The organism is Breoghania corrubedonensis, assembly GCF_003053845.1.
GTDB classification, from domain to species: Bacteria; Pseudomonadota; Alphaproteobacteria; order Rhizobiales; family Stappiaceae; genus Breoghania; species Breoghania corrubedonensis.
Window position 1 is genome coordinate 164693 of record NZ_QAYG01000011.1, and the last position, 13326, is coordinate 178018.

Sequence of the window (13326 nt, forward strand, 5' to 3'; positions counted from 1 at the left end):
CGCGAGGCACGCCAAAACCCATCGGTCAGCGGTGATCGGTGCCGGGTCAGGCGAACTGGAGCGCCAGCAGTTTGCTCTGCGATGCACGCCGCTCCGGCTTGTAGGTCGCGCTCCGGCGGGCGATGCGGGAGGCGAACGCCAGATAATGCCGTGCGGTCTTCTTCTCATCGAGCCGAAGCGCGCAATGTCCGGCAAGAAAGCAGCTGCGGGGGTGTGGCATGCTGGAGGTGACGGACGCGACCGCCAGATCATAGCCGCTCTTGTACAAACCTTGCCTGGCCGCGCAGGCCGACAGGGCGATCTGGCCATAACTGCGCACATCCTCCAGCGACGCGATCAACGCAAACAGACCCGTCGCGCGCACATAGTCACGCTGCGCGAAAAAGGCGCAAGCCGCCTCATAGACATCATGGATGCTGGAGATTCGGTCCGGTCCGGCCGGGAAGTGGGCCTGTAAAAAGGCCTCGAGGCCGAGGTCGGGAAGGTCCGCCAGTCCGCACTCATAAAGATAGCTGGACAGCGTAACCGCGTCTTTTCCGCTCGAGCCAGTAAATTCACGTAACTTTTCAACCAGATTGCCGATCAGACTGCCCGCAATGAGCGCGTCCGCGTCGACATGCTCGAAACAACTCCGGCCCAAATCCTGTGCGGGCAGCGGAGCAAGCAAAATAGCTTGGTCGTAAGGTTCGTAGAACACAGTCGCTCCAAAATCAATCAATGCGAGCAGCAGAGTATGAGAGCAGGATCAGGTGTCCATGTCCTGTGTATCAGATAAAAAAGATTTATGCCAACCAATAAAATATATCAATCGGTAGATGGCAACTTGAATATCTTTCCCTTCGTAATCGGACCGTGTTTGTTTGAAAAATGTCCGGTTGATCGGGGGCTTCCTTCGCGGCCAGGTATCAACCGAATTCCCGGTCGTCGCGCCACGAACCGTTGGGCCGATCCGCGCTAGTTCGTTCCCGTGCCATCGTGCAGCCCGATCAGGCGATCCAGACAGGACTGGATGGTCTGTCGGTCAAAGTCGTCATTGTTCAGGCTCGCGATCAGCAGCAGCCCTCCGTCCATGGCCAAGCCGGCATTGATCGGCGCACGCAGATAGGGCTCCCGGTTGGCAAGACGCAGGAAGCTGTCGAGGTCTTCCACCTGGGGCGGATGGCCGGGCGTTCGCTTGAGACTGATAAGCGTCCGGCTTCCATCCTCTGCGGGAAAGAAACCGATCAATCCCACCCGATCGAGCAGGAAGGACACGCTGCCATTGCCGGCCTGCACGATCTGGTTGATCTGCAAACCCGACGCAAAGTCCTCGATGGTCTGCAGGATCTGTCTCGAAAACGTGGTGGTCATGGAGCTTCCTCGAGCGGGGTTCAATCGGGGGCGTTTTGCGCTTCGAAAAACTGCTCTTCGATTTCCGTCATCTCTGTCTGCAACTGCTCGAGCACTTTCTTCTGCTGTACGCATGCCTGATCGGACGGAAAGACCTGATCCGGAACCATGGCGTGGAGATCCCGCAATTCGTTTGCGAAAACGACCATTGTGGGCGGAAAGTCTGTCTCGAACGGTTTTGCCAGCGCGCGCGCGTCGGCAAGGTTCGTGGCGTGTTTCGTGCAGAAGTGGAGCAGGGCGCTGGCAAGCTCCTCGGGCCCGCCCGCCCCGGCGCCATTGGCGAAACCGTGATCGATGCGCTGAACCTTGGCGAGCGCCTCGTGACAGGCCCCGAAGACCGTCCGCATCGTCTTGAGCTTTGACAGTTCTTTCAAGAGCGCCCCAAGTAGCACCGGGTCGGTGCTGGTCGTCGTCGACGCCAGATCATTCCCTGCCGCGTCCATGAACAGGTCGACGACCGCATCGAATGCGAAACGCAGGTTGAACCCGGTCAGCGTATCGAAGATCTGCGCCATGTTTCTCGGGCCCCGCAACATTTCGCGATAGTGATTGCGCAGCGCGGCCGGGTTGGTTTCAAGCGTCGGGGCGGCATCGTTCGCCAGGGCCGCCATCGCATACCCGGCGCGAACGTCGCGAATGAGATCCGGATCCTGCTCGAACCGTGCTTCGGCAGCATCGAGTTCCGCGCGCAGAGCCTCGCGCGCCGCGGCCCGTTCCGGGCTCGGGCCGCCATTCTCGAACGCGGCCCGCGTATCCTCGTGATAGCGGATGACCGCCCGAAGGACTTCGTATTGGTGCGTGACGTCCTTGTCGAAATCCCGCAGGGCGTGGAGGATGTCGTCGGCAGAGACATGCTGACCGCTCCCGCCGCCTTTTTCGAGAATGTCCTCGAATTTCTGCAGTGTCTTGACGAGGTCGCGAAGATCATCCTCGTGGGGCTTGTCGGGCAGCTTGTCGTAATAGTCGGCTATTCGCTTGAGGGCTTCGCGATTGGCGCCCTGACCCTGCCGCAGCTTGGTCTGGCCGAGCGAGCGCTTGTCCTTGAGGTGGGCCGCCGCGTTGCCAATCTCCTCCTGTATGTCGGACAGGTCGTTATTGATCACGCTGGCTGCCGCGGAATTGCCCTTCTGCGCGCCGCGCGCCTGTTCGAGCACTTCCGCACCGACGGTCGATTGAACATTGCCGGACGCGACCTGTTGGCGAAGCAAATTGATTTCAGCCATGCGCTCTCCCGAAAGGTCAGGACAAACGGAGCGAACCTTGTCCGCCGGCGTGGCGCGGGGGCGATCCGGACTGAAAGCTCTGACTGCGAAAATACCTGTCAATTCTTCTAGCTAATGTGCCGAATGGCACACCGGTTCCTTCATTTGCCAATCAGTATCCGTGCTCACGGAAGATGCGGCGGAAGGATAACGACCTGTGTCGGTTGAGAACGACAGGCAGGAAAACGGATCGCAGGACCCGGCGTGGCGGCGTCAGCACGCCGACCGGCAGATCCGGCAGGTGGAGAAGTCCCTGCAAGCGGTCAGATCCGCGGCGTTGCGTCGGGAGGCGGGGCTTCGCGATGTCTTTGCCGGGATCGAGACGACCTTGTCCGCGATCATGGAGACGCCGTTGCTCCGGCACGATGCGCATTGCCAGAACCTGATGTCCCGAATCGCCCGTGCCGGGACAATGGAAGACTTCGCAACGCGTGTCGCGGATTTCGACCGGCACATCAGGCGCATTGCCGGCCTGTCGGTGGATGAGAATGCTGCCGCGCTGGATTATCTGGCGCCGTCGCAAACGGGATTGAGCCGTCTGTGCGGGGAGCGGCCGGCCGAGCCGGCATCGAACGGCTCAAACCATCGCATTTTTCACAGGACCCGTCTGAAATTGTAATCGGGAATTGTCTTATGGCGAACTTCTGGGCGACCACATTCTCGTTTCCGAGCTCCCCGGCGCCGGATCCCAATCCGCTGCAGACCCTGCCCGGCTCCACGGATGATGGCTCCGCCGCCGATATCAACAAGGCCAATTCTGAGGCGCTCTTTCCGTATATGGACGGCTCCAGTGAAGCCACAAGCCTGGAAAGTCCCAAGGATAGCAGCGGCAATACGGTCGACCTGAGCACCGTCGCTCTGACGGATATCACACCGGAATTCTTCTCGGGTCTGCACTCCAGCCAGCAATTGCAGCTGCTCAATCGCAGCGATGTCGATGGCGAACTGGTGCTGACCGGCGGAGGCGAGCGCCTCGATGTCCTGCTGGGCTCCGATGGCCGAACCGTTCTGGTGCTTCAGGCGCTTTCAAAAACCGATCTCGCTCCGATGGCCAATGACGACCAGAAGCTGATCGCCGACTATGCGAACGCGCTATATGCGGATGCGCCGGATGTCGTGGACGACCTGGCTGCTTCGTGGGGTGTTGCGCTTGGCGAGAGCGCGGATACCTACCGATCCGCGATGGCGGCGCTGGTTCAAACGGAAATCGATGACATAAACGGCGACGGGAGCCAGCATGCGGCTGTGTTCACGGAGCAGCTGGAGCTGATCATCGATCGTATCGATCAGAACAGTCTTTTCTCCTCGAGTAATATAAACAGCGAAATTTCAGATATCACGGATCGCTACAAGAGGATGCGGCAATTCGAGAAGACTGTCGCGGCCCAGTCGTTTTCCGACCCCGAGACAACAGTCTATGAGGGGCTTAACAGTCTCGACAACAACGCCAATATAGCATCCGGCCTGAATAGCTTTCTGGTTCAGGAGCAACGTCTTCTGGAACTGGCGAAGCAGCGCCATTCGCTCTCGCAGAGCGCCAGCGTTCAGGGAAAAAGCCTGGATCTTCCCTCCCTGATTTCCATGCTTCAGCTTTCCTACAACATCAAGAAAGAGGCGGAGGTCGCCGTCCTCACCGAGGAACTGCAGCAGCAGAACGCCCTGCTGCGGGATTACGCGGCCATGCAGAAGCTCGTGAACGATGTCCTGAAGCAATTCCCGTCCGGAGAGGATGGCAGCAAACAAAAGCGAAACATCTCGGGCTCGACCGGAGAACCAGTCGTTTCGGCGTCCGATCCCGACTGGTCAACCGCGACAATGAACCTGGATGTTCAGGAGCGTCGCGCCATGATCATGTTTTCGTCGTACTTCTCCGGGCCGAACCTGCTGAAGCTGGGGCACCCGTTGGAGGCGCTGAGAGGTATCACGCGCCCTCTCGAAAGCTTCTCCAAGACCAAGGATGGAAAAACCGTACTGGTCGAGAAGACCCAGTCCGCCTGGAATATCTATTCCACGCAGCTGGCTGACGCGGTGACGCTGATCAACCAGAACAGCCAGATCCTGACCAACGAGATTTCGTCGATCAATCAGGAGCGCAACCGTCACTTCGATCTGGCGAACAATGCCCTGCGCAGACTGAACGACAGCCTCACCTCGATCGCGCGGATGTAGGGGGTCGTATGTCGACACCGATCAGACCGCTCAATATCGGACTGGAAAGCGTCTCGCGATGGCGGGTGGATGACGAGGCGCATCTTCCGCAACGGGGACGCGATGCCCCGAAATTCCTGCCCAAGCAGCGGGAGCTCGACGAGATTCTGCACCGGCCTTCGCTGGACGAACGCCTGACCGAATTGCTGCAGCCCTCGTTTCTGGATACAGAGCTGCTTCACCCCAACGTTCTGTCCGACACGAGGTTGAGCACGCATGAAGTGCTGGGGGATCTGGCCAATGAAGCGAGCGGGGACGCGCGCCAGGTCTTGAGCGAAGCGCAGGTGATCCTGGGCAGCGAGATGGAGCTCGAAGAAGAGGTCCGCGCCGCCCTGGCCGCGCTTCTCAAGGGCTAGCCATGCTGGAGCTTGTTTCCCTTTCGACGGTCCTCACGAAGCGGCAAAGGGATTACCTCGCGCTGACCGTGTTCGTGCTCGCAAGTCACGAGCGCGCGGACAAGGCGCTCGCCCTTGTCGAGGCATTGGCGGTGATCGGCGGAGAGACCGTTGAGCTGCTGCTTGCGCGCGCGGTCCTGCGCTTCAAATGCGATGATTACGCCGGGGCCCTCGACGACCTGGAATTGCTGGACCAGGCCGATCCGCCGAACGCCGCGACGGAGAGGAACCTGCCGCCCGAAAACCGGGCCCGCCGGTATTTGCGCGCGCGTTGCTATTGGGAGACCGGCCGCACGGCGGAGAGCACCGAGATCGCGCGGAGTCTGGTCGCCAAATAGTCTGTCGCGACCATGTTTTGAGCTTTGGGTGTGCCTTACGGTACACAGGCGGGCGCAAGCCGCTGCTAGACAGGCAAAGATATTATCGCTGTTTGGGAGGGGAGAGCCATGTCGATCATGGATCTTGGATTTTCTTCAGGGGAAGACTTCTCGCGATTGCTGGCGGCGTCCGCCCCGCAGATCGAAAAGATCATGGAAAGCTCCGGGCTTGCGCAGGACAACCGGGTCAGGTTGATGCAGGCCGGCTATTCCCCGAAGGAAATATTCGATCTGACCGACCGCGAGGTCGATGCCCTGTTTCAGTCGGGCTTCCAGGCTCTGGGCGGCGGCGATCTGCAGGGTGCGCAGGACACGTTCGGCATGCTCTGCAAGCTGGATTCGCTCGATGCCCGCTTTCCCTTCGCGCTGGCGACCACCTACCAGCTTCAGGGCAAGTTCGAGACGGCGGCCAAGCTCCATGTGGTCGCCCTCGGGCTCGATGCGACCAATGTCGACGGCTATCTGCAACTCGGCGAATGCCTCCTGGCGGCGCGAGAGCTGGATAACGCCCGCGACGTGTTCGAGGTCGCCGCAGCTCTGGTCGAACGGGGCCACGGCGAGCCCGCGATGAAAGCCCAGGCCGAGGCGATGCTGTCCGTGATCAGCGAGGCGTCGGATGCGCGCGAAAACGCGCTCTGACCCGAGACGTCGTTTCAATACAGCACGTTATGCAAGCGGGAATTGATATCATGTCTGACGCGAGCGTTGTTCGTCACTCTGATCCCTCACTGGTTGGCTTTGGTTTGGGGGTGGATCAGGCACAAGGTCAGAAAGAGGCCGATGTCCTGAAATCCGGTCTCGCCGGGTATGCCGCGACGGCTCTTCCCGAGGCGGGCGGCGGCGCCAACACCAAGAGCGGTTCGGCGGGAAGCGCCTCGCGCAGCTATGGCGCCGTCATGGGCGCGCTCGGCCGCTTGATGTCCAGGACCGGCGGCGATGCCCTCGATGCGGAATTGGCGTCGGCAATCGCGAAGATGAAGGACATCGTCGGCGACGTGCAGACCGGCAAGCTGCTCAGCGACGAGGAAAAGAAGCGGGCCGCTCTCGGCGAAAAGCAGAAGAAGATCGGCGAAGCCCAGGACAAGTTCGATGAGGCCCAGAAGGCCAAGGAAAAGAGCGGTATCTTCGGCTGGATCAAGACCGCCTTTTCGGCAATCGCGGCGGCGATATCTATTGTCGTCGGCGCCGCGCTGATTGCGACGGGTGTGGGGGCCGCGGTCGGCGCGCTGATGATCGCCGGCGGCGTCATCGGTCTGATCATGACGGTGGATTCGATCGTCAACGCCACCACCGGCAAGGGCATCATGGGCAACATCGCCTACAGCGTTGCGATGAACCAGGGCAAGACCGAGGAAGAGGCCGCGAAGATCGCATCCGACTGGGATACCGGTTTTGCCATTACGATGGCTGTCGTGGCGGTGGCGCTTGCGATTGCCACCATCGGCGTGGGCTTCTCCAGCCTGGCCTCGGCGAGTACCGGCGTTGCGGAGGCGACGCAGGCGACGATGAAAACCGTCCAGATCGCCGGTGAAGCCGCCGCCGGTATCGCGACTGTCGGCGAAGCCTCATCCTCTGTCGGGCAGGCGATCACGAACAAGGAAGCGGCCGATCTCGGCGCGCAAGCCAGGACCAATCAGGCCGAGGGCAAGCGGATGGAAGCCTTCATCCAGACGCTCGACGACTTCATCGACGTTCTGGTGGACCAGATTTCCGGCGCGAACTCGCGCTTCAACGCCATGCTCGAAACGGTACAGGGTTCGATGAACGATCGCGCGAACACGATGGGGCGCGCGCATTTCACCGGCTGAGACCCTGACGCGATCAATGCGTAGCCAAAAGGCTGAAGCGCTGTTCTGGCTCCCTCAGAACGTTCTTCGCTCCAGTAAAATTCATCGGAGCCAGCGAAATCCATCGGAGATTGAGACATGGCGATAACGCCGGCCCAGGCGGGCATCGATCCTCAATACCTTCCCAGTTCCTTTGTGAATTCGGCAGGCGAACTGACCGTTTCCTCCACGCAGGCCAAGGAAGTCGCGGCGGGAATCCAGGCGAGAGCCACGACCTTGCCGGCCGGCGAGCAGGCCATTTTCCTGTCGCTGGTCAAGAGCCCGGACTTCAGCCCTCCTGGCGATATCAACGCGTCGGACCTGAGTTCGGCTCTGAATCGTTTCGAGAAGGCCGCGCACATCATCCAGGAATTCTCCGCGAGCACATCGCCGGGCGACAGTTCCCGCATCCTTGCCCGTCTCATGGTCGAACTGGCCGGTCTCCAGAGAAAGGACGCGCTGAACAACAGGCTGGCCTTGCGCCAGCAGGCGCGGAGTGAACTGGAATCCCAGGCCGATCAGCTGGAAACCGCCGGCAAGGAGGCCGCTTCCGCCGCCATGATGCAGATGTGCGTCAGCATCGGCGCGGCCGCCTTTTCCTTCGCTGCCTCCTCGATCTCTCTCGGCGGAGCGCTGAAGAACGCCTCGAAGCTGAAAGAGCTCAAAAGCGCCATCCCCAAGGCGGACGGTCTTGACGGCGCGCCGAACATGAATGGCGCGGACAAGCTGGGCAAGGCCGCGGACATCGGCGATGCGGCGGGGGCATCCACGGCCTCCGGGACGAGCAAGGTGGGCAAGGCGGGCAAGGCGGCGGAAGCCACCGAGGTGGAAACGTTCGAGCTCAAGCTCACCATTCAGAAAACGAAGAGCACGACCGGCGCCGACGGCGCGCCTTCGGCCAATGCCCGCGATCCGAATGCCGCCGCAGCCAATGATCCGGCGACGCCGCCGCCGCAGCAGAGCCCGAACATGACGGATCCGGCGGGTAATACCGAATTCCAGCTCGGGTTACGCGATATCGGCGTCCGCGAAGCCAAGATCCAGGGCGCGTCGGGACTGGCCGGTGCCATCGGCGGTGCCGGCAACGGGATCGCTGCGGGAGCCGCATCGGGTCATAATCTGGCGTCGAAGGAAGCTGAGGCCGACGCGGCGCGCGACGCTGCCGATGCCGAATTGACCAAGAGCTACGCCGACCTCAGCGCGGAGGCGCAGCAAAGTCTCAACGACATGATGAAGACGCTGATCAACTTCATCAAGGAAATGCTCGACGCCGAAGTCGGTCAGATGACGGCCATTACGCGCGGCTAGCCATGCGAAGGGCAGGCGGCGGCCCCGGCAGCGATTGCCTTTTCACTCCTGCCAGACTTTCGGACAAGATTGCGATGGACCGCTCCGTATTTGAAAGAACTATCCGCGATTTCTGGAGCCACCTGGCTCTGGGAGAGCCCGTGTTCGATGAGGACGATGTCATCGTTCTGGAGGTCGACGACCTGGATGTCGCCCTGAAGCCGGGAGACGATGACGAGACGCTCGTTGTGGAAATGCGCGTCGGCCAGCTCTGCGAAAACGATAGCGTCAGACGTGTCGAACTGGAAAAAGTCCTGAAGCTGAATTTCGCGTTGTCGCCGGCCCGGGACACACTGACGGTCTGCGAAAGGGACGCAGGCAAGCCAGGCGTGATTTTTGCGCGCGGTTTCTATCGCACGACACGGCATGATTTCGAAAAACTCTCCGACCTTGTCTACGATGTGATCTCCACCTTCGAAACACTTCGCGTGATCATCGCGGACGATAACGCTCCCGTGCAATTCGGCAATATTGCAGGCCGGACAAGGGAAACATCGGCAGGTGCGGATTTTCTTATTCTCAAACCTTAAGGCCCGCGAGGGCTTGGCCATCCATTGGGGGCATCATGGAAAATCTAGTCGGTCAAAGAATCGAGAACCTGCCGGAGAGCGTGACCACGCAATTGTGGAACGGCGCGCTGCGGGACGAGCTGGGTCTGAAGAGCGAGGACCTCCAGATCGCGCTCGGCGTTGCCAACATGAAGAACAAGGCCGGCAACTCCCTCACCGCGCTTCGCATGTACATGGCCCTGGTTCTTTGCGAACCATCGAATTTCCACTGTCTGCAAGGGCTTGCGAATTGCACCTTGAAAAACGGCCTCTATGAAGCGGCGCTGGAGGCAAGCTCCGCCATGATCGTGCTGAAGCCGAAAAATCCGTTTGGATACTATTTTTCCGGCTCCGCATGCCTCGCGATGGGTCATTTCGCGGAAGCGCGGGAGGACATGGCGGACGCGCTGAAATTCGCCGACGCGGATGAGCATCACGCTCTGTCAGGCGAATGCCGAAGGCTTTTGCAGCAGCTTGACGTACGGAAGAGCGCATGACGCCTGCCGGACGAGCGCGGCAGCAGCCCGGCACATTGCTCGGACTTGAAGGCGCCGCGCTGGCGCTGCTGGAAGCGCTCGTCACCCGGAGCTTCGAGCCGTTGGGGATCGATGGCCGGGCCTTGTTCCACAGGCTTGCCGAGACGGGCTCGTTGCGGGGCGCCCTTGGTCTGAATGAAGATGCACTGGAGGCGCTCTACGCTCGTGCCTACCAGTACTTGCGGCTGGGGCAGGTGGGTCGTGCGGAGGAGATCTTCCGCACTCTTTGTGCACTGGATGGCCGCATTCCGGATCATTGGCTGGGCTTTGGCATCTGCCTGCGCGCAAAGGGCAATTTCCCGCAGGCGCTGGAGGCTTTCGACAAGGCGGCCCACCTCGATCCCGCTTCCGCGGCCCCGCATTTTCATCGGCTTGAAGTGTTCCTCCGCGACAGTCGTTGGAAAGAGGCTCTTGCCGCGTTGGATCGTTTCGATGCCGCCGCGTCCGGCGATCAGAAAGCGCATCTGAACGAGGCCGTCACTCCCTTCCGAAAAGCGATCGAAATCCACCTCGCATAGGGAGTTCGAATGTGTCTTCCAGCACCGGCGAGTTGCTGAAAACCTGCCGCGATCTCCTCCAGAGCCATGCCGCGGCGAGGGTTTCGCCGGGTGGAAGCGCAACCGGGTTCTCTCCCCTTCATCCGGAGCCCGACCAGCCCGCGGGTGGAGCAGCTAAAGCGGAGAACGAAAGCCCCTACGGCCCCGACGGCTATTCGGACCTGGTCTCACTGATGGCATTGGCCGAGCAATTGCTCCGCGACCCGCCGGGAGGGGACGCGGACCGTGCTGGGGGAACCGGTGGTCTTGTCAGCGGACTGAGGGAGCCGGTGAAGGCGACCCGTATTTCGGATCTGGACAGTTTCCTGAACCGCGCCGTCGAGAGCCTCGCCGCGATCGCGAAGGGCACCGCGCCAGGAGCGCCCGGCGCGCCCGAATACGGGGACGTCGCTGCGGACCCTGCGAGCCGGGCTGTTTCGAACGATCAGATGGAACCCGAGGCCCGTGTGTCGTTTCCGGCGCGTCCCGACCTCAATTTCGGCGACACCGAGCTTCTGGACCGCCTTTATCGGCTTTTGGAAAAGGCGGATGGGGAGGACGGCGCCGATGGCGGGCTTCTCTCCATGGTGATCCTCAATGCGGCCATGATACCCGGCTGGCCGAATGTCATTCTGTCCGATGTTCCCCGTGAAAAGGCCGCCTCTCGGCTGGTCAGGCAATTTGAGGACGGCGGAAATCTCTCCGACGAGGAAGTCCTGTCCTATCTGGCGGGCTTCGGTCTCAATGCGGGCCTGCTGAAAAAGCTGCAAGAGCAGATGCCATCACGGGATGATACCGGCCGGAAGATCATGATGTGGCTCGCCTGCCTGATCTCGATTGTTGGCGCAATCGTCGAGACATTGCACCGGGAAGTCGAAGACCTGACGGACAGATCCCCGGACGATCCGGATGTCGGGCCGGGAGCGGCAGCTGCGAAACGTCTGCGCAGAGATCGCGTCTATCTCGATTGACGGGCGCGGCCTGCACCAAACGACACAGCGGCGAACGCCGGATGGCGTCATGAATCCAGAATTTTCACAGTCGAAGGACCGTTGGTCATGGATCCCACTATCTCGCTGAAGTCGGCTTTGTCCCTGCTTCTGCCCCAGCAGACGCAAGCCGAAGATGGCGGCTCGGTCGCGCAGAGCGGGCAGGCCGGTACGGCCGAAACCGCGGCGGGTGCGGCGACGATCGGGGCGGTGTTTCAGGATTTCTTCCGGACAAGCTCGAACCTCGGCGTTCTTGGCCTTCATCCTCCGCGCAACGCCGGCGACATCGAGGCAATCTTGGCGCAAGTCTCGCTGACGGTGGATCAGCTGGCGTCGGAAAGCGATGGGTTGAAGGGGATCGCCAGGGCGGTCCGGCGGCGCAACGTATTGAGCGAAATGACCGGCAATTTCGCCAATGCCGCAGGCCTTCGCCAGGGCATCGCCGACAAGACTGTTGAAATGGAAACGAAAACCGCGACGCGAGACGGCATGAACGGTCAATTGGCGGCACTGAACGCGCAGGCCAGCCAATTGAGCGCAGCCATTCCGGGCCTTGAGGGCGATGACAAGACCAAGGCGGAACAGGCGCTCGCGGTGCTGAAAGATCAGATTTCGACGCTCAGCTCCGAAATTGGCGTGCTGAATGACCAGTTGAACGTACTGTCGGGCGAAATTTCTGACTTGAACGATGCCTTGAGTGTCCTGAATCTCTTCGGAGATTTCCTTGGCAGTTTCATTTTGAAGGCAATGTATCAGACAGACGAGATTCAAAGCGAAGACACGCAGGAATATGCGTCTTCTGGTCAGAAAGAGGAGAAGATAAGGGACATTCTGCCGTTGTTGGAGAACATATTTGAAGTTCGTCTCGAAGACGAAGCGATACAGGAATTCATTGCCGATAACGATTTGAGCGAGGGCGACGTGGAGGCCGTTCTGGAAAAGGCCGTGGGCCTGCTCGCATCTGTGTTCAGTGCGCTCGAAACCCTGATTCAGTCGTCCGATCTCGCCGAATTCGATCCCAACGCGGCCGCAGCCGCAACCGACAAGGGCGGCAGGCTGCAGATCGCTCTGTAGGTGCTCTCTTCTCCCGGATGGCCTGGCGCCCGAGCGGCAACCACAGCCAGATCCGTGGGCGCCTCCTTCGGAGATTTCGGGAAAAGGAGGCAGAAGTTGCAAGCGGCGATTTTACGGGTGAAGTCGGTCGGGATGCGGTTCTCCGGCGTGGAGCGGGCGTCATCCTCCACCTGCGCCCATCGGCGCCCCCCAAAACCTGGGTCCGGTCGCCGCAGGATGAAAGGCCCGTGGCGGGTCACCGCGTTCACATGGAGCGATGGAACGCACCGCCCGACATCGATGCCTCGGCAATCGGGCGCGATTGCCGAGGCCGACTTGGATCTGTCAAACCGACGTCATCAGCGCAGGTGTCCGAATGTCGTTCCGGTGCTGCCGGCAACGAGCCTATTTCACGTTAATTTTCTGGCGGGCGAGGATGGTGTTGTCCTGGCTGAGAATGTAGCGGATTTCATAGTCCCCCGGCGCGTCTGGCAGTTTGAGCGTCAGCGGGCTGCCCTTCTCGGTGTAGGTGTAATTGATATAGGTGCCGCCATCCGAACCGGCCTCGGCCACCGAGATATAATCGCGCTGTTCGTCGGGTCCGCTCCACGTAACGGTGATCTCGCTGTCCCCCGGCGCGCTGCCAACAGCAGAGACCGACGCCTCGACCGGCGTGACGGTGACGGGTGTCGAAGAGAGGATCTTGTTGTCCTGGCTCAGGATGTAGCGGATTTCATAGTCGCCGGGTTTGGCCGGCATCCGCAACTGCAGCGGGCTGCCCTTCTCGGTGTAGGTGTAATTGATATAGGCGCCGCCATCCGAACCTGCCTCGGCCACCGAGATATAGTCGCGCTGCTCGT

The 13326-nt window shown here is 60.8% G+C and carries 16 protein-coding genes; 12 read left to right on the plus strand and 4 right to left on the minus strand.

From position 1 onward, the window contains the following. Nucleotides 1-46: 46 nt before the first annotated feature. From C8N35_RS20980 to C8N35_RS20990, 3 genes are all read right to left on the minus strand, one after another. On the minus strand, nucleotides 47-697 hold the full coding sequence (locus C8N35_RS20980; RefSeq protein WP_107991691.1) for a hypothetical protein: 651 nt from the start codon (nucleotides 695-697) through the stop codon (nucleotides 47-49). A 257-nt stretch (nucleotides 698-954) separates the two neighbouring features. Next, complete coding sequence (locus tag C8N35_RS20985; protein ID WP_107991692.1) at nucleotides 955-1350, minus strand: type III secretion system chaperone family protein; 396 nt, start codon at nucleotides 1348-1350, stop codon at nucleotides 955-957. Between the two features lie 20 nt (nucleotides 1351-1370). Continuing rightward, nucleotides 1371-2612: an HrpJ domain-containing protein gene (locus C8N35_RS20990; protein WP_107991693.1), complete on the minus strand. Its 1242-nt coding sequence runs from the start codon at nucleotides 2610-2612 to the stop codon at nucleotides 1371-1373. A 196-nt stretch (nucleotides 2613-2808) separates the two neighbouring features. Between C8N35_RS20990 and C8N35_RS20995 the strand changes: the two genes are divergently transcribed. The 12 genes from C8N35_RS20995 (at nucleotide 2809) to C8N35_RS21050 (ending at nucleotide 12487) form a co-directional block, all read left to right on the plus strand. After that, complete coding sequence (locus C8N35_RS20995; RefSeq protein WP_107991694.1) at nucleotides 2809-3270, plus strand: hypothetical protein; 462 nt, start codon at nucleotides 2809-2811, stop codon at nucleotides 3268-3270. 14 nt (nucleotides 3271-3284) lie between these two features. After that, complete coding sequence (locus C8N35_RS21000; RefSeq protein WP_107991695.1) at nucleotides 3285-4820, plus strand: hypothetical protein; 1536 nt, start codon at nucleotides 3285-3287, stop codon at nucleotides 4818-4820. A gap of 8 nt (nucleotides 4821-4828) precedes the next feature. After that, complete coding sequence (gene sctX, locus C8N35_RS21005; protein ID WP_107991696.1) at nucleotides 4829-5215, plus strand: type III secretion apparatus assembly protein SctX; 387 nt, start codon at nucleotides 4829-4831, stop codon at nucleotides 5213-5215. 2 nt (nucleotides 5216-5217) lie between these two features. Then, nucleotides 5218-5592, plus strand: a complete 375-nt coding sequence (locus tag C8N35_RS21010; RefSeq protein ID WP_107991697.1) for a SirB1 family protein — start codon at nucleotides 5218-5220, stop codon at nucleotides 5590-5592. Nucleotides 5593-5700: 108 nt separating this feature from the next. Beyond that, nucleotides 5701-6270: a tetratricopeptide repeat protein gene (locus tag C8N35_RS21015; RefSeq protein WP_107991698.1), complete on the plus strand. Its 570-nt coding sequence runs from the start codon at nucleotides 5701-5703 to the stop codon at nucleotides 6268-6270. 50 nt (nucleotides 6271-6320) lie between these two features. Then, nucleotides 6321-7439 carry a type III secretion system translocon subunit SseC family protein gene (gene sctE / locus C8N35_RS21020; protein WP_146177447.1) on the plus strand — a complete coding sequence of 373 codons (1119 nt, stop codon included), beginning with the start codon at nucleotides 6321-6323 and terminating at the stop codon, nucleotides 7437-7439. Between the two features lie 117 nt (nucleotides 7440-7556). Further along, nucleotides 7557-8765, plus strand: a complete 1209-nt coding sequence (locus C8N35_RS21025) for a hypothetical protein (RefSeq protein ID WP_107991700.1) — start codon at nucleotides 7557-7559, stop codon at nucleotides 8763-8765. A 74-nt stretch (nucleotides 8766-8839) separates the two neighbouring features. Further along, on the plus strand, nucleotides 8840-9334 hold the full coding sequence (locus tag C8N35_RS21030) for a CesT family type III secretion system chaperone (protein ID WP_170122204.1): 495 nt from the start codon (nucleotides 8840-8842) through the stop codon (nucleotides 9332-9334). 35 nt (nucleotides 9335-9369) lie between these two features. Then, nucleotides 9370-9849: a pathogenicity island protein gene (locus tag C8N35_RS21035; protein ID WP_146177448.1), complete on the plus strand. Its 480-nt coding sequence runs from the start codon at nucleotides 9370-9372 to the stop codon at nucleotides 9847-9849. After that, nucleotides 9846-10406, plus strand: coding sequence for a tetratricopeptide repeat protein (locus C8N35_RS21040; RefSeq protein WP_107991703.1), 561 nt, complete (start codon nucleotides 9846-9848; stop codon nucleotides 10404-10406). The genes C8N35_RS21035 and C8N35_RS21040 overlap by 4 nt, the downstream gene beginning before the upstream one ends. Before the next feature lie 11 nt (nucleotides 10407-10417). Beyond that, nucleotides 10418-11395 carry a hypothetical protein gene (locus tag C8N35_RS21045; protein ID WP_146177449.1) on the plus strand — a complete coding sequence of 326 codons (978 nt, stop codon included), beginning with the start codon at nucleotides 10418-10420 and terminating at the stop codon, nucleotides 11393-11395. A gap of 87 nt (nucleotides 11396-11482) precedes the next feature. Next, nucleotides 11483-12487, plus strand: a complete 1005-nt coding sequence (locus tag C8N35_RS21050) for a hypothetical protein (RefSeq protein ID WP_107991705.1) — start codon at nucleotides 11483-11485, stop codon at nucleotides 12485-12487. Nucleotides 12488-12871: 384 nt separating this feature from the next. Here the strand turns inward: C8N35_RS21050 and C8N35_RS23960 are convergent. After that, the coding region (locus C8N35_RS23960; protein ID WP_210203633.1) for a hypothetical protein at nucleotides 12872-13326 on the minus strand (455 nt) is incomplete at its 5' end.